Origin of the sequence: Streptomyces sp. 135, from assembly GCF_020026305.1 — a bacterium.
Lineage (GTDB): Bacteria > Actinomycetota > Actinomycetes > Streptomycetales > Streptomycetaceae > Streptomyces.
This window is the reverse complement of record NZ_CP075691.1, coordinates 2,969,244-2,993,054: the sequence shown is the minus strand read 5'-3', so window position 1 is coordinate 2,993,054 and position 23,811 is coordinate 2,969,244. Positions and strand designations below refer to the sequence as shown.

At 71.6% G+C, this 23,811-nt stretch carries 18 protein-coding genes and 2 pseudogenes; 9 read left to right on the top strand and 11 right to left on the bottom strand.

Annotation, left to right across the window (positions count from 1 at the left end):
* Nucleotides 1–16: 16 nt before the first annotated feature.
* Nucleotides 17–1,033, bottom strand: coding sequence for an aspartate-semialdehyde dehydrogenase (locus KKZ08_RS13475; protein WP_223774673.1), 1,017 nt, complete (start codon nt 1,031–1,033; stop codon nt 17–19).
* A 197-nt stretch (nt 1,034–1,230) separates the two neighbouring features.
* Here KKZ08_RS13475 and KKZ08_RS13470 point away from each other — a divergent pair, with 197 nt between their 5' ends.
* Both KKZ08_RS13470 and KKZ08_RS13465 read left to right on the top strand, forming a co-directional pair.
* Complete coding sequence (locus tag KKZ08_RS13470) at nt 1,231–1,761, top strand: sigma-70 family RNA polymerase sigma factor (protein ID WP_223779041.1); 531 nt, start codon at nt 1,231–1,233, stop codon at nt 1,759–1,761.
* A 2-nt stretch (nt 1,762–1,763) separates the two neighbouring features.
* Complete coding sequence (locus KKZ08_RS13465) at nt 1,764–2,501, top strand: hypothetical protein (protein ID WP_223774672.1); 738 nt, start codon at nt 1,764–1,766, stop codon at nt 2,499–2,501.
* Nucleotides 2,502–2,559: 58 nt separating this feature from the next.
* Here the strand turns inward: KKZ08_RS13465 and KKZ08_RS13460 are convergent, their stop codons facing one another.
* Together KKZ08_RS13460 and KKZ08_RS13455 are read right to left on the bottom strand one after the other, a co-directional pair.
* The gene (locus tag KKZ08_RS13460) at nt 2,560–5,859 is read right to left on the bottom strand and encodes a S8 family serine peptidase (protein ID WP_223774671.1); all 3,300 of its coding nucleotides are present in this window, start codon (nt 5,857–5,859) and stop codon (nt 2,560–2,562) included.
* A 206-nt stretch (nt 5,860–6,065) separates the two neighbouring features.
* Nucleotides 6,066–6,617 carry a CGNR zinc finger domain-containing protein gene (locus KKZ08_RS13455; RefSeq protein WP_223774670.1) on the bottom strand — a complete coding sequence of 184 codons (552 nt, stop codon included), beginning with the start codon at nt 6,615–6,617 and terminating at the stop codon, nt 6,066–6,068.
* 141 nt (nt 6,618–6,758) lie between these two features.
* On the opposite strand from KKZ08_RS13455, the gene KKZ08_RS13450 reads away from it, so the two are divergent.
* The 5 genes and pseudogenes from KKZ08_RS13450 to KKZ08_RS13430 all read left to right on the top strand — a co-directional run bounded on the left by KKZ08_RS13450 (nt 6,759) and on the right by KKZ08_RS13430 (nt 12,073).
* The gene (locus tag KKZ08_RS13450; RefSeq protein WP_223774669.1) at nt 6,759–7,223 is read left to right on the top strand and encodes a VOC family protein; all 465 of its coding nucleotides are present in this window, start codon (nt 6,759–6,761) and stop codon (nt 7,221–7,223) included.
* A gap of 174 nt (nt 7,224–7,397) precedes the next feature.
* A complete protein-coding gene (locus tag KKZ08_RS13445) occupies nt 7,398–8,318 on the top strand; it encodes a pyridoxamine 5'-phosphate oxidase family protein (RefSeq protein ID WP_223774668.1) in 921 nt (306 codons plus the stop codon).
* Between the two features lie 9 nt (nt 8,319–8,327).
* On the top strand, nt 8,328–8,795 hold the full coding sequence (locus KKZ08_RS13440) for an NUDIX hydrolase (RefSeq protein WP_223774667.1): 468 nt from the start codon (nt 8,328–8,330) through the stop codon (nt 8,793–8,795).
* 256 nt (nt 8,796–9,051) lie between these two features.
* A pseudogene (locus tag KKZ08_RS13435) lies at nt 9,052–10,823 on the top strand (TIGR03767 family metallophosphoesterase).
* Nucleotides 10,824–11,044: 221 nt separating this feature from the next.
* A complete protein-coding gene (locus KKZ08_RS13430) occupies nt 11,045–12,073 on the top strand; it encodes a serine hydrolase domain-containing protein (RefSeq protein ID WP_346657877.1) in 1,029 nt (342 codons plus the stop codon).
* Between the two features lie 28 nt (nt 12,074–12,101).
* Here the strand turns inward: KKZ08_RS13430 and KKZ08_RS13425 are convergent, their stop codons facing one another.
* The 3 genes and pseudogenes from KKZ08_RS13425 to pepN form a co-directional block, all read right to left on the bottom strand.
* Entirely contained in the window at nt 12,102–13,157 is a 1,056-nt protein-coding gene (locus KKZ08_RS13425) for a hypothetical protein (protein ID WP_223774666.1), read from the bottom strand.
* A gap of 115 nt (nt 13,158–13,272) precedes the next feature.
* On the bottom strand, nt 13,273–13,695 hold the full coding sequence (locus tag KKZ08_RS13420; RefSeq protein WP_223774665.1) for a hypothetical protein: 423 nt from the start codon (nt 13,693–13,695) through the stop codon (nt 13,273–13,275).
* A gap of 171 nt (nt 13,696–13,866) precedes the next feature.
* A pseudogene (gene pepN, locus KKZ08_RS13415) lies at nt 13,867–16,222 on the bottom strand (aminopeptidase N); the annotation flags it as partial.
* 145 nt (nt 16,223–16,367) lie between these two features.
* On the opposite strand from pepN, the gene KKZ08_RS13410 reads away from it, so the two are divergent.
* On the top strand, nt 16,368–17,024 hold the full coding sequence (locus KKZ08_RS13410) for a DsbA family protein (RefSeq protein WP_223774664.1): 657 nt from the start codon (nt 16,368–16,370) through the stop codon (nt 17,022–17,024).
* A gap of 66 nt (nt 17,025–17,090) precedes the next feature.
* Here KKZ08_RS13410 and KKZ08_RS13405 read toward each other — a convergent pair whose 3' ends face one another.
* The 4 genes from KKZ08_RS13405 to KKZ08_RS13390 form a co-directional block, all read right to left on the bottom strand.
* Entirely contained in the window at nt 17,091–17,297 is a 207-nt protein-coding gene (locus tag KKZ08_RS13405) for a hypothetical protein (RefSeq protein WP_223774663.1), read from the bottom strand.
* A 142-nt stretch (nt 17,298–17,439) separates the two neighbouring features.
* Complete coding sequence (locus KKZ08_RS13400; protein ID WP_062773926.1) at nt 17,440–18,090, bottom strand: superoxide dismutase; 651 nt, start codon at nt 18,088–18,090, stop codon at nt 17,440–17,442.
* A 170-nt stretch (nt 18,091–18,260) separates the two neighbouring features.
* Nucleotides 18,261–19,709, bottom strand: coding sequence for an amino acid permease (locus tag KKZ08_RS13395; RefSeq protein WP_223774662.1), 1,449 nt, complete (start codon nt 19,707–19,709; stop codon nt 18,261–18,263).
* 147 nt (nt 19,710–19,856) lie between these two features.
* Nucleotides 19,857–21,182, bottom strand: a complete 1,326-nt coding sequence (locus KKZ08_RS13390; protein ID WP_223779040.1) for an amino acid permease — start codon at nt 21,180–21,182, stop codon at nt 19,857–19,859.
* A 429-nt stretch (nt 21,183–21,611) separates the two neighbouring features.
* Between KKZ08_RS13390 and KKZ08_RS13385 the strand changes: the two genes are divergently transcribed.
* Nucleotides 21,612–22,190, top strand: a complete 579-nt coding sequence (locus KKZ08_RS13385) for a biotin transporter BioY (RefSeq protein WP_223774661.1) — start codon at nt 21,612–21,614, stop codon at nt 22,188–22,190.
* A 190-nt stretch (nt 22,191–22,380) separates the two neighbouring features.
* Here the strand turns inward: KKZ08_RS13385 and KKZ08_RS13380 are convergent, their stop codons facing one another.
* A complete protein-coding gene (locus KKZ08_RS13380; protein WP_223774660.1) occupies nt 22,381–23,733 on the bottom strand; it encodes an FAD-binding oxidoreductase in 1,353 nt (450 codons plus the stop codon).
* Between the last annotated feature and the right edge of the window lie 78 nt (nt 23,734–23,811).

Here is a 23,811-nt window from a genome sequence, read left to right as displayed (position 1 = left end):
ACGTACGCGGCTGAGGTCAGCCCTTGAGCTCGGCCGCGACCAGCTCCGCGATCTGCACGGCGTTCAGCGCCGCGCCCTTGCGGAGGTTGTCGTCGGAGATGAAGAACGCCAGGCCGTTGTCGACCGTCTCGTCCTTGCGGATGCGGCCGACGAAGGAGTCGTCCTTGCCCGCGGCGACCAGCGGCGTGGGCACGTCCGTGACGACGACACCCTCGGCCTGCGCGAGCAGCTCGGCGGCGCGCTCGGGGCTCAGCGGACGCGCGAAGCGGGCGTTGACCTGGAGGGAGTGGCCGGTGAAGACGGGCACGCGCACACAGGTGCCGGAGACCTTCAGCTCCGGGATCTCCAGGATCTTGCGCGATTCGTTGCGCAGCTTCTGCTCCTCGTCGGTCTCGTTCAGACCGTCGTCGACGATGGAGCCCGCCATCGGCAGGACGTTGTACGCGATGGGCGCGACGTACTTGTCCGGCTCGGGGAAGTCGACGGCCGAGCCGTCGTGCGTGAGCTTCGGGGCGTCCTCGCCGACCTTCTTGACCTGCTCGAACAGCTCGTCCACCCCGGCGAGGCCGGAACCGGACACCGCCTGGTAGGTCGCGACCACCAGCGCTTCGAGGCCCGCCTCGGCGTGCAGCGGCTTGAGGACCGGCATCGCGGCCATCGTCGTGCAGTTCGGGTTGGCGATGATGCCCTTGGGGCGGTCCGCCACCGCGTGCGGGTTCACCTCGGAGACGACGAGGGGGACCTCGGGGTCCATGCGCCAGGCGGAGGAGTTGTCGATCACGACGGCGCCCTGGGAGGCGACCCGCTCGGCGAGGGCCTTGGAGGTGGCGCCGCCGGCCGAGAAGAGCACGATGTCCAGGCCGGAGAAGTCGGCCGTGGAGGCGTCCTCGACGGTCACGCCGTCCACGACGGTGCCGGCGCTGCGGGCCGAGGCGAACAGGCGCAGCTCGTCGACCGGGAACTTCCGCTCGACGAGGATCTTGCGCATGACCTTGCCGACCTGACCGGTGGCTCCGACGATTCCGACCTTCACAGGGACTTCCTCCGTATGTGCGTGCGGCCTCGTGACCTCGGCCTGGCTGTGGGGGGTGGCTCCATCATGCGTCTGTCCGGGCCCGCCTTGTCCAATCCATTGTCCGAGGTGCGGGACGCCACACTCGCGGTGAACGTTTCCGGCGGCCCCGGCGTCGTAGGGGAAAGGCGGGGGAGGGGAGGGGCATTTTGCCGCGCATCGGGACGCGCCGCGCGCAGCGGCGCCGCGAGACGGAGCGGGCGGATCCGCTCGATCCGGCCCAGGAGGACCGGGTACGGGCGGTGCTCGCGCTCGGCGGGGTGCCGCACGCCGACCTGCCGGACGGGGTGCAGCAGGTCAGGCTGAAGCTCCTGGAGCGGGCCGCGGACGGGCGTGAGGCGCCGCGTGACGTCTCGGCGTGGGCGGCCGTCGTCGCCTCCAACCTCGCCATGGACTGGCACCGCGCCCGGCGCAGGCAGGAGCGGCTCGGGGAGCGCCTCGCCGTGCTGTGGCGGGAGACCACGGACGAGGACGGCGCGGAGTCCCGGGCCCTGTCCATGGCCGTGGCGCAGGGGCTCGGCGAGCTGCCGGACGCCCAGCGGCAGGTCGTCGTGCTGCGCTTCTACGCCGATCTGCCGGTGCGCGCCATCGCGGCGGAGCTGGGCATTCCGGAGGGCACGGTCAAGAGCAGGCTGCACACGGCGGTACGGCTGCTGCGCGCGCGGCTGCACGAAGGGGAGGTGGTGTGACGGTGCCCGGCGATGACGGCTTCGACGCGCTGATGGCGGCGATCACCGAGGACCCCGTCCCCGAGGAGGCGCTGCGCGACCCCGCCTTCGCCGCCGAGCACGCGGCGGCTGTGGCGGATGTCGCACTCCTGCGGGAGCGGCTCGGGGCGATCGGCGAGACGCTGGCGGCCGCTCCCGGGGCGCCGCCGGAACGGGTCGTCCCGCTCAGGGCCCCGCGTACGGCCCGGCAGCGGTTCACCCTCGCCCTCGGCGCGGTCGCCGCGGCGGTGGCCGCCGTCACCGTGATCGGCGGGCTCGGCTGGCTCGCCGTGGACGCGGGCATGGGGGTGGGCGGCGGTGACGCGGACGCGAGCGGGGCGAAGGCGGCGGCGCCCGACGAGCGGGGCGACGGCTCAGGGCACGCGGAGGCCGACCTCACCGCCGAGGGCTTCGTCGCGTGCTCGCGGCTCATCGTGGAGGGCGCGGTCACGGCGGTCGACGCGGTGCCGGGCGCCGCACGGGACCGGATCACGCTGCAGGTGACGCGGTACATCAAGCCCGCGTCCGGCGAGGGGACGGTCACGTTCCCGATGAGCCACGACGTGGATCCGCGCCTGCGGAAGGGCGACCACGTCCTGGTCACCATCCCCAGAGGCGCGGCGGAACCGGACAACTGGGCCACGGGCAAGGACGGCGACGAACTGCGCCGCATGATCCTCAAGGCCTTGCCGGGTTCGGCGGGCATCCGGTGCCGGGAATGAGAAACGCCGGGCGGGCTCGTTTCGAGCCCGCCCGGCGCTTGGGGTCAGCCGGTCACCGCTACGGCGTGACCTTCTCGATCTTCACGCTGCCGTTACCGGCCACCGTGCCGCCCGCGTTCAGCAGGGACACCTCGCCGAACAGCTCACGGCCCTCGGCGGCCGGGACCTTCGCCTCGACCGCGGCCTCGACCCGCGCCGAGTCGCCGTTGCCGAGCTTCACCGTCTTCGACCCGTCGACCGTGACCTTGCCGAGCGCGTCCGAGAAGAACACGTCCCGGTAGTCGTAGGCGGTCGAACCGGTCGGCACCGAGTAGCCCACGACCTCGATCGTGTACGTACCGGCGGCCGGCTTCGTCAGGCTCACGGACTCCTCCGAGTCGCCCTCCGCCGACGAGCCGACGACCTTGCCGTCCTTCTTGACGGACAGGTCCAGGTCGGCGGCGACATCGGCCGGGGAGCCGATGACGACGTCGAGCCGCTCCGCGCCCGCGGGCACGACCACCGTGGTGGTCTGCGTGGCGCCCTGGCCGATGGTGGGCCGCGCGGACTTGGACGAGCCGAGCGAGCCGCCCTTCAGCTTGCCCTCGACCGCGGCGAAGTTGTTCGTGGCCTTCCAGGCGACGGGCGCCGGCGTGCCGACCTTCGCCTCGGGGACCGTCTGCACGGCCGGGTCGAAGTCGACGCCGAGCGCGGAGACCTTCAGCTCGTAGGGGTTGTCGAGCAGCGGCGACGTGCGGCGCGACTCGACCTCGATCTCCCAGACACCGGGCTGCGGTTCCGCGTACGACCGCAGGTCCGGGCGGCAGGTGTTGGCCGGGTTCTCGTAGTTCGGGTAGCAGACGATCGACGACGTGGAGTCGACCGGGACGCCGTAGGGGTGCACGGCGATGAAGCGTGTCTGGCTCTTGCCCTTCAGGCCGCCGAGGGCGACCTCCAGGGACTTGGTGCCCTTGGGCACGGTGACGAAGTACGACGTGGTGCTGTTGCGCTGCACCGAGCCGTCCGCCTCGTACGTGAACGACGGCTTGTCGAGCGGCGCCGAGACGACGACGGTCGACATGATCTGCCGGTCGACGCCCTCGGTGCGCTCGTCGTCGACGGTGAGGATCGCGCTGTGCAGACCGGCGGACCCGGCCTTCGCCTGGACCTTGACGGTGACGGGCTTGTTCAGCGGCAGCGTCACGTCATCATCGCCGAGGAGGCGGAAGGTCCTGTCGTGGTTGTTGACGAGGTCCAGCTCGTGGCGGATGCCGCGGTCCGGGCCCGAGGTGCGGGTGATCGTGACGTCGTACGTCCGCTTCTGACCGGTCTTCAGGCCGCCCTCACGGTCGTAGATGCCGGTGCCGGGCTTCTTCAGCTCCTGCTCCAGGGCGGTGTCGACCGGGGCCTTCACCGTGTACGTGTGGGCCTTCGCGCCGTCCTCGATGGCGCGCCAGGCGCCGACCACGTCGATCAGGCCGCTGCCCTGCGCGTACGCCTGCTCGCCGCGGATGCGGTCGGCGGTCGAGGTGAGCGCGGTGCGCAGCTTCGCCGGGGTCAGCTCGACCTTCTCGCGCTTGGCGGCGGAGAGCAGCAGCGCCGAGGCGCCCGCGGCCTGCGGGGAGGCCATCGAGGTGCCCTGGAGCATCGAGTAACCGGCGGGGAGCTGGTAGCCGGCCTCGGCGACCGGGGAGCCCGGCAGCCAGGTCTGCGTGGTGTTGATGGCCGAGCCCGGCGCCGAGATGACCGGCGTGAAGCCGCCGTCCTCGCGCGGGCCGCGCGAGGAGAAGTTCATCATCGCGTACTTCTTCTCCACGACGGAGCCGTAGTTGGCGGCCCAGGTCTCCTTGGAGATCGAGGCGCCGACGGAGATGACCTTGTCCGCGAGGCTCGGGTCGCCGATGGTGTTCGCGCCGGGGCCGGAGTTGCCTGCGGAGATCACCAGCTGCACGCCGTAGGTGTCGATGAGGCGCGTGTACAGCTCGGCGCGCGCGTTGTTGCCGTCGTTGAGGGCGGGCAGACCGCCGATCGACATGTTGACGATGTCGACGCCGCGCTTGGTGACGAGGTCGATCATGCCCTCGGTGAGCGCGACGTTGGTGCAGCCGCCGGTCCAGGTGCAGGCGCGCGAGGAGACCAGCTTGGCGCCGGGGGCGGCGCCGTCCATCTCGCCGCCGAACAGGCCGTTGGCCGCGGTGATGCCCGCGACGTGCGTGCCGTGCTCGGACTCGATGACGCCGATGTTGACGAAGTCGGCCTTCTTGCCGACCCAGTCGCCGCCGTAGGGGTCGGTGGGGACGTCCTTGCGGATCTCGACGACGAACGGCACGCGCTCGACGACGTCGGTGTCCGGATTGTCCTTGCCGAAGTAGGCGACCTGGTGGTCGTCCTTGTACGGCTTCATCGTCTCGTCGTCGGTGAAGTCGTTGTTGTCGTTCAGGTCGACGCGCACGGTCCCGGCCGCCGCGTCGTACAGGACGCCCCAGCTGTCGGTGGTGTCGCCGTCGCGGTTGATGTCGCCCTTGGCGTCGCCGCCCGTGGTGGCCGACTCGCGGAAGCGGTCCACCTGGAAGGAGCCCGCGGGGGCCTTCCACGTCTCGCTGTCCCAGGTGAAGGTGGGTCCACTGACCGCGTCGGTCATGCGGCGCCAGGTGCCGTCGGCGTCCACGATCGGGTCGGTCGCCGTCACCCAGTCGGTGATCTTGCGCTCGCCGGTGGTGGTCTTCTTCAGCGCCGGGTGGCCGAGGTCGACGCCGGAGTCCAGGATGCCGATGGTGACGCCGCGGCCGTCCGCCTTCGGGTGCTTCTTGACGAAGTCGACGGCGCCCGTCTCGGCGGAGGGGTTGTACGGGTTCTTCGCCGGGGTCTTCCTGCCCGGACCCGGGTACGTGCCCTTCGCCCCGAGCGCCGCGCCCTTGGCACGGTCGGCGGCGGGCGTCGGGTCGTCCAGCTCGATCTCGTGGCGCAGGTCGATGGCGTGCACGGACGACAGCTTCACGGCGGACTTGATCGCGGCGTCGGCCCTGCCGGTCGGCACGGTCGCGCGGACGTAGCCGAGCTTGTCGTAGGTGCGGCCGACCGAGCCGCCCTTGACCGCGTCGAGCTGGTCGGCGACCCGCTCGGTGGCGCCGGGGGCGGTGGCGACCATCATCGTGACGGTCTTCTCGCCGTCCGCCTTGGCCTCGGCGAGCAGGTCGGCGTCGGCGGGGCCGAGCTTGCCCGCGGCCGACTTGGGCTCGGGCACGGGGGCGTCGTCCGCCGCGAAGGCCATGGGCGCCGCCCCGGTCGCGCAGAGCGCGGCGGTGAGGCCGATGGCTATCGCGAGGCGGGGCGCGCGTCCTGAGACCGGGGGTCTCGCGCTGGAACTGGATCTGGGCATCGGCATCCCTGTACGTGAAGGTCGGGAGGAGGGTTCATACGGCCCGGTTTCCGCGAAGTTCCGGAATCCGGGGCCGGATGACCGCTCAGCCTTACGTAAGTGACAGCTGTTTGGGGAGAGTTGTCCGAGCTGTGATCAGGGTGTGACGCAATTCCGCCATACGTCATGGTGGACAAGGCGGTTCATAAGGTGACTTGGGGCTACTGCTACCGGCCGTCGCGCGAGCGGGCGTAATGCCGCGAAGCCTTCGCGCGGTTGCCGCAGGCCGCCATGGAGCACCAGCGGCGCGTGCCGTTGCGCGAGGTGTCGAAGAAGTGCAGGACGCATGCCTCGTGGGCGCAGCCGCGGATCCGGTCGGGCGCGGTGGCCAGGAGGTTCAGATAGTCGCGGGCGGCGAGCCAGGCCGCGCCCCACGTCACGTCGGCGAACTCGGGCTCCTCGCCGGGGCCCTCGGCGGAGAGCGTCGCGCGGATCCGGCCGTGCCCGAGGATCCGGTCGACGCGGGCGGCGGCGGCCGGGTCACCGGGGGAGTCCACGGCGGAGGCGAGCGCGTCGCGGGCGCGCAGCACGTGCTCCAGGGTCGGGCCGTCGGCGGGGAAGCGCTCGGCGAGGCCGTTCGCCGCGAGCCAGACGGCGAGTCCCTCGACGCCGGTCAGCAGGTCCTGGCGTGTGCCGTCGTGCACCCAGCGGGTGTTGAGCAGGTCGAGGGAGAGCGGCTCGCCGGTGAGCGGGCGGGGGTCGTGGGGTGCGGCGGGCATGGGGTGCTCCCTTCAGTGCTAACCGCTCAAGGTTACGTGACCGGTTGACGCACACGACACCTAACCCCTAATCTCACATTCAACGGTTAGATCGCCCCGCTCGGGGCGGCGCCGCGACACGTCCACGACCAGGGGAGAGTCATGACCGCGAGCACCACATCCACCGCTCCGCGCACCGGCCACATCGGCTTGAACGTCACGGACCTCGAACGCTCGCTCGCCTTCTACCGCGACGTCCTCGGCTACGGGGTCATCGGCGAGGGCAAGGAGGAGGGCCGCCGCTTCGCCTTCCTCGGGGACGGCGCGCACCCGGTCCTCACGCTCTGGCAGCAGGCCGACGCCGCGTACTCGGGCGCCCACGCGGGCCTGCACCACCTCGCGATCGAGACCGACTCCATCGAACGCGTCAAGGAGTACGAGAGCGCGCTGCGGGCCCATGGCGTGGAGTTCGCCTACGAGGGCGTCGTACCGCACGGCGAGGGCGCCGCGTCCGGCGGCATCTTCTTCCACGACCCGGACGGCACCCGCCTGGAGATCTTCGCCCCCTCCGGAGCCCAGAACGAGCCCACCCCCGTGAAGTCGGCCCCAACCTGCGGCTTCTTCTAGCCCACCCCGCACGAGCGCCCCGAAAGGGGCGCGGGGAACTGCGCGACCAGCCCGAACGCACCCGCGGACGGACATCTACACGAGCGCCCCGAAGGGGGCGCGGGGAACTGCGCGACCAGCCACAACACACCCGCACCCGAACCCGAACCCACACACCCCCGGATCGGAGCCCCCATGGCCCCGCCAGCCGACCACCACACCCCCGACCACCACACCCCCTACCACCACGGCTCCCGAGCCATCCAGGACAAGGCCGGCGTACGCGAACTCGCCGACCACGTAGCCCGCTCCATAAGCCAAGGCATCCGCCCCATCGCCGCCGCCTTCCTGGAGATCCAGCCCCAGCTGGTGATCGCCGGCACCGACCCCACCGGCGCCGTCTGGGCCTCCCCCCTGACCGGCACCCCCGGCTTCGTACGAGCCACGGGCCCCCGCCAGATCTCGATCACCGGCACCCCCCGCGCCACCGACCCCCTCGCCCCCGCCCTGGCCCGCGAGAACACCCCCGTCGGCACCCTCGCCCTCGACCCCCGCACCAGGCGCCGCATGCGACTGAACGGCAGGTCGCGCCCCACACCCCGCGGCCTCGTGATCGAGGCCGACCAGGTCTTCGCCAACTGCCCGAAGTACCTGCAAAAGCGCACACTGCACGAGGGCCGGAGGCCGGAAGACCCCGGCGAACCCCACCGCACCACCCGCCTCACCGCCGAGCAGCACGCGTCCGTCGTCGCGAGCGACACCTTCTTCCTCGCCACCGTCCACGCGCACGGCGCCGACGCCGGACACCGCGGCGGCAACCCCGGTTTCGTACGCGTCACTTCACCGACCACCCTGGAGTGGGACGACTACCCCGGCAACGCCATGTTCCTCTCCCTCGGCAACCTCCACGAGGACCCCCGCGCCGGCCTCCTCTTCCTCGACTGGCGGACCGGCACCACCCTCCAACTCACCGGCACCGCCCGCACCGACCACGCCGACGACGGCTCCCGCACGGTCCGCTTCACCCTCACCGAGGCGGTCGAGACCCGCTCCGCGAGCCCTTGGCGCTGGTCCGACCCTGAGTACTCTCCTGCCAATCCAGCCGTGGGCGACTAGCGTCGGTCTGTGCACAAGGAGCTCAGGGTGGCGGCCTACGCCGTATGCGTACGCGACGGACAGGTACTGCTGGCCCGCTGGGTCGCGGGCGACGGCAGCAAACGCTGGACGCTGCCCGGCGGCGGCATGGACCACGGCGAGGACCCCTACGACACCGTGATCCGCGAGGCCGACGAGGAGACCGGATACGTCGTCGAACCGGTGACCCTCCTCGGCGTCGACTCCCTGCGCCGCCGCTACCCGCGCAGACTCGGCGCCGTCGCCGACTTCCACGGGCTGCGCATCCTGTACGAGGGCCGGGTCACCGGCGGCGAACTGCGCCACGAGACCGACGGCTCCACGGACCTCGCGGCCTGGCACGCCCTGGAGTCCGTCGCGGACCTCGACCGCGTCGGACTCGTCGACATCGGCCTCGCACTGTGGCGTGCCCGCCCCTCCGACGGTCACCTCCCTGACGGCGCCGCCCCCGGCCGCTGAGCGCCCGCCGAGCCTTCCCTTCCCTCGAAGGTGAACGTGGAGTGACCGCTTCCTCTCCGCACGGGAAGAGGTGCGTGACCGCGCAGGGTGCCCGGTGATCCACGTACGGTGATCGGCGCCGGTCGTTGCGGTCTCGTTCACACACAGGTCACCCCCGATGCCAACGATCCAGTGAGAGCGGGAAGTTCGCGGGCCGCACCCCGGCCTCCGGGCCCCGCGACCACTGTCGACGCGTTCGCACCCGGGGAGACCGCGCATGCCGCGCATACGCTCTGTCGCCACCGCACCCGCCACGGTCCGCCTCGACCGCCGCTCCGTCCTCGCCGCCGCCGGGGCGATCACCCTCTCCGCCGGGATGGGCTACGCGCTCGGCCCCGGCGCCGGCTCCGGCAACGCCGCGCCCGCGGGCCACGCCACCGTGCCCCGCTCCCGCCCGGCGCCCGCCGCGCCCCTCATGCCGTACAAGAGCGGCACCACCCTGCTCACCGCCGCCGCCCCGCGCGCACCTCCGGCTACCGGCGGCTCGGCGACGGGCCCGCCTGGCGGCGTACGGTGCGCGCGGACCTCGCGGCGGCGAAGCCGGGGCGGGAGAGGCGCCGGACCGCGCTCGCCGCCTTCGTGCAATTCACCGACCTGCACATCGTCGACGTACAACACCCTCTGCGGTACGAGTACTTGCGCGCGCAGACGGCGAGCGCCTGGCGCCCCCACGAGTCCCTGTCGGTGGCCGGCGCGGTCTCCCTCGTCGAGCGCGTCAACGCCCTGCGCGGCGCGCCCGCCACCGGCGCGCCCCTGCACTGCGTCGTCACGACCGGCGACAACACCGACAACAACTCCCGCACCGAACTCGACTGGTTCCTCAAGGTGATGAGCGGCGGCCGCATCACCCCCAACACCGGCGACCCGCGCCGCTACGAAGGCGTGCAGGACAGCGGCCTCAAGCTGTACTGGCACCCGGACGACGCCCTGCGCGACACCGACAAGGCGCTCGGCTTCCCGCGCCTGCCCGGCTTCCTCGACGCCGCCGTCCGCGAGGTCAACAGCCCGGGCCTCGGCCTGCCCTGGTACTCCACCGTCGGCAACCACGACGCGCTGCCCGGCGGCTGCTGGGCGCCGAAGGACTCGTACTTCACCGAGTTCGCCGTCGGCGGCAAGAAGCTGATGTCCCTCGACGAGATACGCGGCGCCGCGCTGTGGAAGGCCGTGAAGAAGGGCCGTGACCCCAAGGGCGCCCACTTCAAGGAGCTCCTGAAGAGCGAGGCGCGGCGCATGCGGTCCATCACGCCCGACGAGTCGCGGGCGCCCTTCACCCCCGCCGAGTACGTCAAGGCGCACCTGGACCCCGCCCACAAGGGCCCCGGCCCCGTCGGCCACGGCTACACCCGGGAGAACCTGGCGTCCGCCACCCAGTACTACTCCTTCCGGGTCAGCGACGACGTGCTCGGCATCAGCCTGGACACCACCGACCCCGGCGGCCACTACGAGGGCTCGCTCGGCACCGCCCAGCTGCGCTGGCTCGAGCGTGAACTGACGGCCAACGAACGGCGGGCCGGCGGACCTTCGTACGTCGTCGTCTTCAGCCACCACACCAGCAGGACCATGCGCAACCTCCGCCACGACCCGGCGCGGCCCGGCGAGGCGCGGCACGGCGGCGAGGAGGTCCTCGCGCTGCTCGGCCGCCACCGGTCCGTCGTCGCCTGGGTCAACGGCCACAGCCACAAGAACAAGATCACCCCGCACCACACCCCGGACGGCTCCTTCTGGGAGGTCTCCACCGCCTCCCACATCGACTTCCCGCAGCTGGCGCGGGTCGTGGAGCTCGCCGACAACCACGACGGCACCCTCTCCGTCTTCACCACGCTCATCGAATCCGCCGCGCCCCACCGCACGGATTTCGCCGATCTCTCCCAGACCGGTCTGGCCGCGCTCTACCGCGAGCTGTCCTTCAACGCCCCCGGCGCGAAGCCCGGTTCGGTCGGCGAGGCGGGCGACCGGAACACGGAACTGGTGCTGCGCAAAGGCCGATAACGGCTCAACCTCTCCCCGGTGGACAACCTGCGCGCCGCGCCCGGAGTCCCTCCCGCCGACCGACGCGGACAGCTCAGGAGAGGGCGGCACATGGCAGCGCGCAGGAGATGGACCGGGGTCGCGGCGACGCTGGCGGCGGCGGTGGCGGCGGGCGCCTTCGCGGCCCCGCGGTCGCGGCGCCGCCCGGAGACGGGGAGCGGCACCGGGCGACCCTGCGCGCCATGGAGAAGGCCCTGAACGAGGACGCCCCCGGCGTCACCGCCCAGGCCGGGGACCGGCACGGCCGCTGGAACGCCGCCGCCGGCCTGGGTGACCTGGAGCGCGGCACCCCGCGCGGGGCCCACGACCGCTACCGCGTCGGCAGCATCACCAAGACCTTCGTCGCGACCGTCCTGCTCCAGCTGGAGGCCGAGGGGAAGCTGTCCCTCGACGACAAGGTCGGCCGGTGGCTGCCGGGCGTCGTCGAGGGCAACGGCCACGACGGCGACCGCGTCACGGTGCGCCAGCTCCTCAACCACACCAGCGGCATCTTCGACGTCACGGCCGACGACGGCTTCCAGCGACGGGTGTTCAGCGAGGAGTTCCTCGCCCACCGCCACGACACCTGGACCCCCGAGCAGCTGGTGGGGATCGCCATGCGCCACGAGCCGGACTTCGCGCCCGGCACCGGCTGGAACTACTCCAACACCAACTACGTACTGGCGGGCATGGTCATCGAGCGGGTGACGGGCGCCCCGTACGCACAGGAGATCAAAAAGCGCGTCATCAAACCGCTCGGCCTGCGCGCCACGTCCGTCCCGGGGACCGCGTCGACGATGCCGGCGCCCGGCTCCCGCGCCTACACCAGGCTCTCCGACGCCCCCGGCGCCACGCGCCACGACGTCACGGAGCTCAATCCGTCCATGGCCGGCGCGGCGGGCGAGATGATCTCCGACTCGGCGGACCTGAACCGCTTCTACACGGCGCTGCTGCGCGGCAAGCTCCTGCCGAAGCGGCAGCTCGCGGCGTTGAAAACCACCGTGCCCAAGGGTGAGGACCGGCCCGGCCAGCGGTACGGCCTCGGCATCCAGCCCTTCACGACCTCGTGCGGCACGGTCGTGTGGGGCCACGGCGGCGACATCCACGGCTCGTCGTCCCTGGCGGGCACGACGGCGGACGGCCGCCACGCGCTGGCCCTCAACTTCAACGGTCCCGGCGGCGAAGCGGGCCCGGTCCTCGACGCCGAGTTCTGCGGGCGCGGGCAGGGATAGCGAAGACCCCGCCGGGGCGGCCGACGCGCTACCTGGGCAGCACCACGACGTACGCCGCCGAGTCACGGTCCGTCGACGCCATCAGCGCGGTCCGCACGACGGCCGCCTGCTGCTCCGCGGTGTCCCTGAGCTTCCTCGGGGTGATGTGGACGACCGTGATGCCGAGCCGCTCCAAGTGCTCGCGCTTGCGGGCGTACTCGGACCACAGCGCGTCGTCGTCCCGGCGCGCGCCCTGCCGGGGCGCGCGGGTGTCGAGCTCCACGGCGACGGACTGCTGAGGCCAGTAGGCGTCGACGCCGCCGAGGTGCGGGCCGCCGGGCAGCCGCAGGTCGACGTTCCACAAGGGGTCGGGCAGGCCGTGCTCGGCCACCAGCCGGTACAGCCGGTCCTCCGCGATGGCCCGCCCCTCGGCGAGCAGCGAGTCCACGGCGTCCACGACGTGTGGCAGGGTCAGCAGCCGGGCGTTGGCCAGCTCCCGTACGACGGCGGGCGGTTCGCAGTGCCCGCCGCGCACCGCCTCGCTGAGCAGCCGGCGTACCGAGTCCGCCTCGGTGAGCTGCGCCACCGCGTCGGCGAGGGCGCGTTCCACCGGGGCGACCGGAACTCCCCTGAAGTGCTGGGGAGTCGGCAGTGCGGAACCGCGCACCAGCCGCACGAACCCGGTGGACCGCAGGCGGCGCGTGCGAGGCACCAGGATGTCGATGCGGTCCAGGGAGAGCAGCGGGGGAGCGGACGAGAAGCGGTGCAGGGCGAGCGCCGCCAGGCCTGTGATCATCGCGTCGGCGTACGGGGCGTGCGGCTCGCCCGAGGTGGGCTGGGCGGGCACGGTGCGGGCCCGCTGGGCCGGTGCGCGCCCCGCGTAGAGCAGGGCGCCGTGCAGCCGCTCCTCACTGGTCGGCGGCCCCGGGTGCAGCAGGCAGACCCCGGGCAGAAGCTGCTGCCAGGGACCGCCGGGTCGGCAGTGGGTGCCCGCGTCCGTGGCGGAGACGCCGTGCTCGCGGAGCTGGGCGGTGCTCAGGACGCGGGGCTGGACGTCGGCGAGGTGCTGGAGAGGGAGCGGCGAGAGCGGGGTGTCGTGGTTCATGCCCCGGTCGTTCCCGCCCCCGCTCCGCTCCCTAACCGCTGTTACACACTCGTCGTCAAACCCGGACAAGCTCGCCCTAAAGCACGGGCGTTCGACTGCCGATGAGCTTTCCCCCTCAGTAGTCGAACGAACCCGTGGCCCGGCTCGTGCCCTTGAACTGGAGGAAGAACTTGGTGCCGTCGAGCACGTCCTCGGCAGCCAGCTTCCAGCTGCCTCCGATCCGCCGCCAGCTGTTGCACTCCCAGCCCGACCCCTTCTTGAAGCAGGTCCGCACGTCGCGGGCGGCGCTGCTGAGCTTCACGTTGATGTCCTTGCACCGGGTGGTGGTGGTCGCGTAGGTGCCCCTGGCGGGCCAGTACGCCGGGTCGTTGGCGCCGGTGCCCGGGTAGCTGGTGAAGCGCGGCGCGTTCTCCGTGCAGGCACGGGCCGGGCTGACGGGTGAGTCCGAGGCGGCGGACGGCCCCGCCACGGCGGCCGTCAGGCCACTGCCGAGCAGTACGGCGGACGCCGCCATCGATGCGATCTTGACCTTTCGCAAGGTGTTCCCCCTGTGTCTCAACGGGTTGTGCGGTCAAGACAGGAAGCTACGGGGGAAGCCCCTCACACCGCGTCCCGCGGACGTTTGACTTTCCGCTCCACCCCTCGCGGCAGCGGGTAAACCACGGCGGTACGCGGCAGTGGCATCATCAGGCACGCGGCGCGGGCGAGGCAGTCCCCGCACCACGTCCATGCCGATCTGGATGGACCGCTCCGCCCACACCCGCTCGATCGCCTCGAAGTACCTGGAGACGAACCCGCCCCCGGCGCTCGGACCGCTGGGCGCGGACCACGGCGGCCCACGCCTGCGCCTTGACCGCCGCCGAGGGCCGCGCGGCCAGGCACCGCACCTGGTGCCGCTTGCCGGAGGCCGTGTCGTCACGGGCCAGCTCGGCCGCGAGGGCCTCCTCGCCGGCGGCGCCGTGCGCGGCCAGCGGACCGAGCAGCGCCCAGCGCAGCTCCTGGTCGACCTCCAGGCCGTCGATCCTCGCCGTGCCCGCCAACAGGCCCTCCAGGAGCTGGAGATCGGCCGCCGAGGTGGCCACCGCCGCGAAGAACCGCGCCCAGGTGAGCTGGTGCTGGCTGCCCGGCTCCGCCAGGCGCAGCTCCCGCAGCGCGCCCTCGGCGAGCACCCGGCCGCCCTCCTCGCGCCAGTCGGGCGCGGCGTACTGCGTCAGGGCGGCGTTGGCCCACGTGTGCAGCATCTGGAGCACGCCGATGTCGCTCTCGCGCCCCGCGAAGCGCAGCACGAGGCCGATGAAGTCCCGCGCGGGCATGAGCGCGTCCCGCGTGAGGTTCCACAGCGCGGACCAGCACAGGGCGCGGGCGAGCGGGTCGGTCAGGTCGCCGAGGTGCTCCCGCAGCGTCTCGAGTGAGGTCTCGTCGAAGCGGATCTTGCAGTACGTCAGGTCGTCGTCGTTGGCCAGGACGAGCTCGGGGGCCGCCTCGCCGGCCAGCTCGGCCACCACCGTGCGCGGGCCGTCGACGTCGGCCTCCGCGCGGGCGTACCGCTCCAGGTCGCCGCCGGGCGTCCTGCGGTACAGGCCCACCGCCACGCGGTGCGGGCGCAGTTCGGGGTGCGACTCAGGGGCCTCCTGGAGCACGGACAGCTCGGTGATCCGGCCCTCCGCGTTCAGGATGACCTGCGGGGTCAGGGAGTTGACGCCCGCCGTCTGGAGCCAGGACCGCGACCAGGAGGACATGTCTCGGCCGGAGGTCTCCTCCAGGACCGACAGCAGGTCGCCGAGGACGGTGTTGCCGTACGCGTGCCGCTTGAAGTAGCGGCGGGCGCCCTCCAGGAAGGCGTCCCGGCCCGCGTACGCGACGAGCTGCTTGAGGACCGATGCGCCCTTGGCGTACGTGATCCCGTCGAAGTTGAGCTTGGCGTCCTCCAGGTCACGGATGTCGGCCGTGATCGGGTGGGTGGAGGGCAGCTGGTCGGCGCGGTAGGCCCAGGACTTGCGGTTGTTGGCGAAGGTGACCCAGCCGTTGGTGAAGCGGGTCGCCTCGACCATCGAGAAGGAGCCCATGAAGTCGGCGAAGGACTCCTTGAGCCACAGGTCGTCCCACCACCGCATGGTGACCAGGTCGCCGAACCACATGTGGGCCATCTCGTGGAGGATCACGTTGGCCCGGCGTTCGTACGACGCCTGGGTCACCTTGCCGCGGAAGACGAACTCCTCGCGGAACGTCACCAGGCCCGGGTTCTCCATCGCGCCGAGGTTGTACTCCGGCACGAACGCCTGGTCGTACTTCCCGAAGGGGTAGGGGTAGTCGAAGTTGTCGTGGAAGAAGTCCAGGCCCTGCTTGGTGACGAGGAAGATGTCGTCGGCGTCGAAGTGCGGGGCGAGGCCCTTGCGGCACATCGCGCCGAGGGGGATCTCCAGGCGCGTGCCGTCGGCCAGGACGCGCTCGTAGGAGTCCGTCACATAGTGGTAGGGGCCGGCGGCGATCGCCGTGATGTACGTGGAGATCGGCTTCGTCTCGGCGAACTTCCATACGCCGTCGGACAGTTCGCCCACGCCGTTCGACCACACCGTCCAGCCCTCGGGGGCCCGCACCTCGAAGCGGTAGGGGGCCTTCAAGTCGGGCTGCTCGAAGTTGGTGAAGACGCGGCGGGCGTCCGCGGGCTCGTACTGCGTGTAGAGGTAGACCTCGCCGTCCTCGGGGTCGACGAAGCGGTGCATGCCCTCACCGGTGCGGCTGTAGGCGCACTGGGCGTCCACCACCAGTTCGTTCTCCTCGGCCAGGTCCTCCAGCGTGATGCGGGTGCCGTCGAAGGCCTCGGCCGGGTCCAGGTCCTTGCCGTTGAGCGACAGGGCCGTGACGCTCGGCGCGATCAGGTCGGCGAAGCTCGCGGCGCCGGGCTCGGCGCGGAAGCGGATCGTGGTCACCGAGCGGAAGGTGCGCGGCTCCTGACCGCCCTCGCCCACCGCCGAGCGCAGGTCCAGAAAGACCTCGTAGCCATCGACGGACAGCAGCGCGGCCCTCTCGCGGGCCTCGTCGCGGGACAGATTCTCACCGGGCACGGGCGGCACTCCCTTGTGACTCGCATGACTCGTACGAATGTCTTTGATCCTCGCACGGGCCGTCGGCGGCCGACATCCGGGAATGCCCTGGCAGGCCCCCGACGTTCCCCTCCCCAGGCGCCGAACACATCCCCTAGGGAGAGACATGTCCGAGAACACGAACGCTGCGAGCACGGCCAAGACCCCGGTCGACTTCTGGTTCGACCCGCTGTGCCCCTGGGCTTGGATGACGTCGCGCTGGATGCTCGAGGTGGAGAAGGTCCGCGACGTCGAGGTCCGCTGGCACGTGATGAGCCTCGCCGTCCTGAACGAGGACAAGATCGACGAGCTCCCCGAGGAGTACCAGGAGATGCTCAGGACCAAGGCCTGGGGGCCGGTCCGCGTCGTCATCGCCGCTCAGCAGGAGCACGGCGAGGAGATCACCGGCAAGCTCTACACCGCGCTCGGCACCCGCTTCCACAACCGCGGCGAGGGCCCCACCCGGGAGGCCGTCGTCGGCGCCCTGGAGGACGTCGGCCTGCCCGCCGCCCTCGCCGACCACATGGACTCCGACGTGTACGACGCCCAGCTGCGCGCCTCCCACAAGGAGGGCATCGACAAGGTCGGCCAGGACGTCGGCACGCCGGTCATCGCCGTCCCCGGCGCCGACGGCGAGCAGATCGCCTTCTTCGGCCCGGTCGTCACCCCGGCCCCCAAGGGCGAGGCCGCGGCGAAGCTCTGGGACGGCACGCTGCTCGTCGCCTCGACACCGGGCTTCTACGAGATCAAGCGGACGCGCACGCAGGGCCCCATCTTCGACTGACCTGTCTTCGACTGACCTGTCCTCGACTGCCCCGCCTTCTACGGACCCGCCTTCTACGGACCCGCGCTAGCCGAAGGTCTCCTCGGGGAGACGGAACCCCTGGCTCCGCACGTGGTACGGCTGCACCCACCGGCAGCCGGGGTTGGTGCAGCGCCAGAAGCCGCGGGCCTTCGCGAGCCCCACTTCCCCGGCGATGTGGGCCTCCTCGTCGGGGGTGACCTTGCGGAAGAGGTGCAGTTGTCGACAGGTCGGGCAGTGCTTCTCGTCCACCATGCAGGACACGGTGCACCGGAACGCCGGGCACCGAAAGACCCCCGTGAGTCACGTCCTCACGGGGGTCTTTCCTCTATCCGCCTGCCTCGGCGAAGGTTGAGAAGACGATCACGAGGCAGGACGTTTCACGGGGCGGCGCGCCTCACGGGGCCAGGAGCAGGCTGTTCACGCGCTGCTTGGCGGCCTCGTAACGCTTGGCGACGTCCTGCCAGTTGACGACCTGCCACATCGCCTCGATGAAGTCCACCTTCTGGTTCTTGTACTGGAGGTAGAAGGCGTGCTCCCAGGCGTCGAAGACCAGGATCGGCGTCGAGCCCTGGCCGACGTTGCCCTGGTGGTCGTAGACCTGCTCGACGATGAGGCGGCCGCTGAGCGGCTCGTAGGCGAGCACGCCCCAGCCGGAACCCTGCGTCGTCGCCGAGGCCTTGGTCAGCTGGGCCTTGAACTTGGCGAAGGAGCCGAAGGACTCGGTGATCGCGTCCGCCAGCTCGCCGACACCGTCGGCGGCCAGCGGCTCGCCGCCGCCACCGTCCTTGGGGCTGTTCATGTTGTGCCAGTAGATGCTGTGCAGGATGTGGCCGGAGAGGTGGAAGGCGAGGTTCTTCTCCAGGCCGTTGATGGCCCCCCACGTCTCCTTGTCGCGCGCCTCCTCCAGCTGCTCAAGGGTGTCGTTCGCGCCCTTCACGTACGCCGCGTGGTGCTTGTCGTGGTGCAGCTCGATGATCTGCGGGTTGATGACCGGCTCGAGCGCCGCGTAGTCGTACGGAAGTTCAGGAAGCGTGTAAATGGCCATGACCGAGCCCTCCGACTGCTGCTTCTCACTGCTTATTGCAAGTTATGCGCAAGTGCAGGCTAACAGCAGGAGGCGCGCGAAGTTGATCAGCCCTTCGTCCTAGGACCTCCGGGTACGCGAAGGGGCCCGGGGTCGTCGTCGACCCCGGGCCCCAGCGCGTACGGCGTGTCCTACTCGGTGGCCGCGGCCACCGCACGCTCCGCCAGCTTCTGCCGCACGAACCCGATCACCGCGAGGCACAGCGTCAGCGTGCCCGTCGCGAGGAGCTGCTTGCGGGTGTCCGGCTGCTCCGTCATCAGGTAGAAGATGTACGCCATCGCGGCCAGCGCGACCCAGGTCAGGAAGGGGTACGCCCACATCTTCACGACCAGCTTCCGCGGCTCCTCGCGCTCCGTCCTGCGGCGCAGGATCAGCTGCGAGACGGCGATGAAGATCCAGACGACGAGGATCATCGCGCCGATCATGTTGAGCAGCCACGGGAAGACGTCGTCGGGGCGCCAGTAGCTGAGCAGCACGCAGACGAAGCCGAAGACCGAGGAGGCGAGCACCGCGAGGCGCGGCACGCCGCTGTACACCCGGCCGAGGACCTTCGGGCCCTGGCCGCGCGCGATCAGGGAGTACGACATGCGCGAGGCGCCGTAGATGTTGGCGTTCATCGCGGAGAGCAGGGCGATCAGGACGATGACGTTCATGATCTGTCCGGCGCCGGGGATGCCCAGGTGGTCGAGCGTGGCGACGTAGGGGCCCTTGGTGGCGACGTCCTTGTTGTCCCACGGCAGCAGCGTCACGACGACGAGCATGGAGCCGACGTAGAAGAGGGCGATGCGCCACATCGCCGTGCGCACGGCCTTGGCGACGCTCTGGACCGGGTTCTCGGACTCGGCGGCGGCGATCGTGACGGTCTCCAGACCGCCGTACGCGAAGACGGAGGCGAGCAGGCCGATGATCAGGCCGTCCGTACCGTTCGGCATGAAGCCGCCCTCGCCGGTGAGGTTCTCCAGGCCGGGGGCGGGGGTGTCCGAGCCGGGCAGGATGCCGAGGATCGCGAGGACGCCGATGCCGAGGAAGAGCGTGATGGCGCCGACCTTCAGGGCGGCGAACCAGAACTCGAATTCGCCGAAGTTCTTCACGGCCGTCAGGTTCGCGCCGCAGAACACGAGCATGAAGAGGGCGACCCAGGCCCACTCCGGGCTGTCGGGGAACCAGCCCACCATGATCTTCGCGGCGCCGATGCCCTCCAGGCCGACGGCGACGCAGAGCAGGAACCAGAAGCCCCAGCCCGCGGTGAAGCCCGCCCAGGGGCCGATCGCCCGCTCGGCGTGGACGGAGAAGGAGCCGGAGGCCGGGTTCGCGGCCGACATCTCGCCCAGCATGCGCATCACGAGCATGACGAGGGCGCCGGATATGGCGTAGGCGAGGACGATCGAGGGACCGGCCTTGGCGATGCCCGCTCCGGAGCCCACGAAGAGCCCGGCACCGATGACGCCGCCGAGGGCGATCATGGAGAGGTGCCGCTGCTTGAGGCCGTGGACGAGCGGGGAGTCGGCCTTGGGTGCCGCATCAGATGCTGCCGGGTCAGGCGCTGGTGCTGCGTCCTGCGGGGTGGACGTCCGAGACATGGGCGTGCCCTGTTCAGTAGCCGAGACGGGGGGACGAGCGGGCCCACAGTCTGAAGTCCTGTACCGCTGACAGGGAACAGCAGACCGCTATACGGACACGACGCTTACACGTTGTGAAGAAATGAACACATCATGTTCACGGGGTGTTCACTTCTGGTCGGACCGCCCCGCGCGCCGCTCCCGCCACTCCCGCAGACCGGCCACCGCGAGCACCACAGCAGTCGCCCCCGCGGACCACAGCAGCTGCGGCCGCGCCCCGTCGTCGCTCAGCATCAGGACGAGCACGGCGGCCATCGCGGCCAGCGCCGCCCAGGTCAGATAGGGGAAGGCCCACATGCGCAGGACGAGGCGCTCCGGCGCGTCCCGCTCGATGCGCCGGCGCAGCCGCAGCTGCGACACCGCGATCAGCGCCCACACGAACAGCAGCACCGCGCCGACCGCGTTGAGCATGTAGAGGAAGACCGAGTCCGGCCACTTCAGATTGAGGACGACCGATACGAAGCCGAAAGTGACCGACGCGAGGACCGCGCGGCGCGGCACCCCGCCGCCGGACACCTTCAGCAGGGCCTTCGGCGCCTCGCCGCGCTCGGCCAGGGAGAAGACCATGCGGGAGGAGCCGTAGAGGTTGGCGTTGAGCGCCGAGAGCAGGGCCACGAACACCACGATGTTCATGATCGTCCCGGCGGAGGGCACCCCGATCGAGTCCAGGACCGTGACGTACGGGCTGGCGCCCGCCTTCTGCGCCGTCCAGGGCAGCACCGTCACGATGACCAGCATCGAGCCGACGTAGAAGAAGAGGATGCGGTAGACGGCGCTGCGCACCGCGCGGGCCACCGAGCGGACCGGGTCGTCGGACTCGGCGGCCGCGATCGTGACGACCTCCAGGCCGCCGAAGGCGAAGACGACGGCGAGGACGCCGGAGATCACACCCTCCCAGCCGTTGGGCAGGAAGCCGCCGTCACCGGTGAGGTGGCTGAGGCCGGCCGGGTCCGTGTCGGGGAGCACCCCGAAGATCGCGAGCAGCCCGAGGACCAGGAACGCGACGATCGCGAAGATCTTCAGGGCCGCGAACCAGAACTCGAACTCGCCGAAGTTCTTCACCGCCGCGAGGTTGGCGCCGGTGAAGACCAGCATGAAGATCAGCACCCAGGCCCACTGCGGCACGGCGGGCGCCCAGCCGTTGGCGATCTGCGCGGCACCGGTCGCCTCCACGGCGAGCACGACCACCAGCAGGAACCAGTAGAGCCAGCCGACGCTGAACCCGGCCCAGCGGCCGAGCGCGCGCTCCGCGTGCACGGAGAAGGAGCCGGATGCGGGCATCGCGGCCGACATCTCGCCGAGCATCCGCATCACGCACATCGCGAGCGCGCCCGCGATCAGGTACGAGACGACGATGCCGGGCCCCGCGACGGCGATCCCCGCCCCCGAACCGACGAACAGACCGGCCCCGATGACCCCACCGAGCCCGAGCATCGTCAGATGCCGCTGCTTGAGCCCGCCGCCGAGCGGTTCCCTCTCGGCACCAAGAGGCCCGGCTCCGAGTGGCCCGTCCCCGAGGGGAGCGGCCGTGGCCTTGGGGTCGTGCATGGTGCTCAGCGCTGCTCTCGGGGTGCTCAGGGGGCCCAGAGGTGCCCAGAGGTGCCTCTGGGGGATCCGCGGGGTCACGGAAACTTTTGGCGGGACTCCACAGTCTCCCCGGGCGGCGGCCCTCTGCGCAAAACGAGCCGCCCACCCGCCCACCTCCGTGACGAGCGTCACGCCGTAAGGGGTGTACGCGAAGCCCTTTGTGCGGAGCCCACCAACGCCCCGCCCCCGGGTTGTCGCCCGGAGACCGTGTGGCGCCGCCCCCGCCTGGGATAGCGTCATCGCGTCCCAGCCTGCCCACGCCCTCGCGGAGTCCCGATGAGTATCGCCGCTGTCACCACCCGCCCCGGCCAGGTCCTCGCCGACCTGCTGCCCGCGTCCCGCGCGAAGGACGCGGTCCTCGTGCTCGGCGGCGCCGCGCTCACCGGCATCGCCGCCCAGATCGCGGTGCCCGTGCCGGGCTCCCCGGTGCCGGTGACCGGCCAGACCTTCGCCGCGCTGCTCGTCGGCACCGCGCTCGGCGCCCGCCGGGGCTTCCTCTCCCTCGCGCTGTACGCGCTGGTCGGCATGGCCGGCATGCCGTGGTTCGCGCAGGCGGGCTCGGGCGTCGCGGCCCCCTCCCTCGGCTACGTCCTCGGCATGCTGCTCGCCGCCACGGTGGTGGGCGCCCTCGCCCGGCGCGGCGGCGACCGCTCCGTGCTGCGCACCGCCGGCACGATGGTCCTCGGCTCCGCGATCATCTACGCCGTCGGCGTCCCCTACCTCGCCGCCGCGACCGGCATGTCGCTGACCCAGGCCGTCGCCGCCGGGCTCACGCCCTTCCTGATCGGCGACGCCCTGAAGGCCGCGCTCGCGATGGGCGCGCTGCCCACCGCGTGGAAGCTGCTCGACCGCTAGGGCCTGTCCGACGATTCTCGCCTGCCTCGCGACGCCATGCACGCTCCCCCGAGCTCTTCGAGCAGGGGGTGCCCCCACTCGCCGCACCGGGCGCAGAGCCAAGTACATCCAGTACGAGGCCCTACGCCCGGCACGCCGAGAGCACGCACCTGACGCCGCGAGGCCGCCCTCCGGGCGATGACGGGAATGGTCAGACAGGCCCTTGGGAGACGCCGTAGCGGACGCTGTAGTTCCGCCTGAAGAGGTTCGCCGGGTCGTACGTGGCCTTCAGCTCGGCGAGCCTCTTTCGCGTCCCCGCGTCGTACAGCCCCTCGGGGCGGTCCGCGCCGCCGAACGCGAAGTTCAGCGAGCGGCCGAGCGTCTGCCCCGCCACCTGCTCGAAGGCCCGCGCGTGCAGCTCCCGCGCGGCCGCGACGTCCGTGCCGTGCAGCGGGGTGAGGAGCCGGACGAGCCAGCCCGCCTCACGGAAGGGCACCGCGTTCCGCGCGGGCCGCCCTAGCGCGCCGCCCAGGTGGTTGATCTGCACGACGTGCATCGACTCGGCGTCCGGCCCGGCCAGCGCGAGCAGCTTGCCGGCGGCGGCGACATCGAGGCCGCTCAGGGCCACGCTGTCCCCGTAGTAGGCGTGCGGGAACTCCGGATCGCTGTGGATGGTCGCGTTCTCGGTGTACGGCATCTCCCGCAGCGTGTCCGACTCGGCGGGCCCGAGCGCGCGCAGCGGCGCCACCAGGCGCTCTCCCTCGTCCGCCGGGCCCGTGAACGCGACGCGCACCGAGACCAGGTACCGGCCGCGCAGGTGCGGCGGGAGCTGCGGGATCTCCGGGTAGACCACCGCCGCAAGGGACGACGTCAGCTCCTCTGGCAGGCTCCGCGTCCACTGCTCGTAGCCGCGCAGCAGGTCGGCGGCGTCCGTCGTGGCCCCGTCGAAGGTGATCGCCCCGCCGTACAGCCGCGCGACCGGCACCAGGCCGATCTCCAGCCGCGTCACCACGCCGAGGGTGGCGCCGCCGCCCAGCAGGCCCCAGAACAGCTCGGGGTCACCGTCGGCCGTGACGTGGCGCAGGGTGGCGTCGGCGGTGACGACGTCGAGGGAGCGGACGTGGTCGGCCGCGTAACCGAAGGTCCGGGCGAGGATGCCGAGGCCGCCGCCGAGCGTGTACGACACGGCGCCCACACTCGGTGCCGAACCGTTCAGCGGGGCAAGCCCGTGGGGCGCCGCCGCCTCGACGACCTGACCCCAGCGGGCGCCGGCGCCGACGGTGGCGGTGCGCGCGGCGGCGTCGACGGTGACGGAGTCCATCCGCCGCGTACTGATCAGGACGCCGCCCTCCGAGGCCCCCGGCAGCCCGTGCCCGGTGGCCTGCACGCCCACGGGCAGCGCGTGCTCGGCGGCGTGGGCCACGGCGGCGAGCACGTCGTCGGCGGTCTCGGCGCCGACGACGAGGGCGGGCCGGGTCGTGAAGCCGGTCTGGAACCCGGCGATCTCCTCGTCGTACCCGTCGTCGCCGGGCCGGAAGACGAAGCGCTGTGCGGTGAATTCCACGGGGTGCCTCCGTTGTGCCGCGTACGCCTGAGCCGCGTACGTCTGTCTGACAACGGAGAAGGTCCCGCGAAAAGCTGA

Excerpts from the sequence above, each read along its gene's own strand:
- KKZ08_RS13400 (WP_062773926.1), bottom strand. The coding sequence starts at position 18,090 with ATGGCCATTTACACGCTTCCTGAACTTCCGTACGACTACGCGGCGCTC.
- KKZ08_RS13430 (WP_346657877.1), top strand. The coding sequence starts at position 11,045 with ATGGAGAAGGCCCTGAACGAGGACGCCCCCGGCGTCACCGCCCAGGCC.
- KKZ08_RS13445 (WP_223774668.1), top strand. The coding sequence starts at position 7,398 with ATGGCCCCGCCAGCCGACCACCACACCCCCGACCACCACACCCCCTAC.
- KKZ08_RS13460 (WP_223774671.1), bottom strand. The coding sequence starts at position 5,859 with ATGCCCAGATCCAGTTCCAGCGCGAGACCCCCGGTCTCAGGACGCGCG.
- KKZ08_RS13390 (WP_223779040.1), bottom strand. The coding sequence starts at position 21,182 with ATGCTCGGGCTCGGTGGGGTCATCGGGGCCGGTCTGTTCGTCGGTTCG.
- KKZ08_RS13425 (WP_223774666.1), bottom strand. The coding sequence starts at position 13,157 with ATGAACCACGACACCCCGCTCTCGCCGCTCCCTCTCCAGCACCTCGCC.
- KKZ08_RS13385 (WP_223774661.1), top strand. The coding sequence starts at position 21,612 with ATGAGTATCGCCGCTGTCACCACCCGCCCCGGCCAGGTCCTCGCCGAC.
- KKZ08_RS13395 (WP_223774662.1), bottom strand. The coding sequence starts at position 19,709 with ATGTCTCGGACGTCCACCCCGCAGGACGCAGCACCAGCGCCTGACCCG.
- KKZ08_RS13455 (WP_223774670.1), bottom strand. The coding sequence starts at position 6,617 with ATGCCCGCCGCACCCCACGACCCCCGCCCGCTCACCGGCGAGCCGCTC.
- KKZ08_RS13450 (WP_223774669.1), top strand. The coding sequence starts at position 6,759 with ATGACCGCGAGCACCACATCCACCGCTCCGCGCACCGGCCACATCGGC.
- KKZ08_RS13405 (WP_223774663.1), bottom strand. The coding sequence starts at position 17,297 with ATGGTGGACGAGAAGCACTGCCCGACCTGTCGACAACTGCACCTCTTC.
- KKZ08_RS13410 (WP_223774664.1), top strand. The coding sequence starts at position 16,368 with ATGTCCGAGAACACGAACGCTGCGAGCACGGCCAAGACCCCGGTCGAC.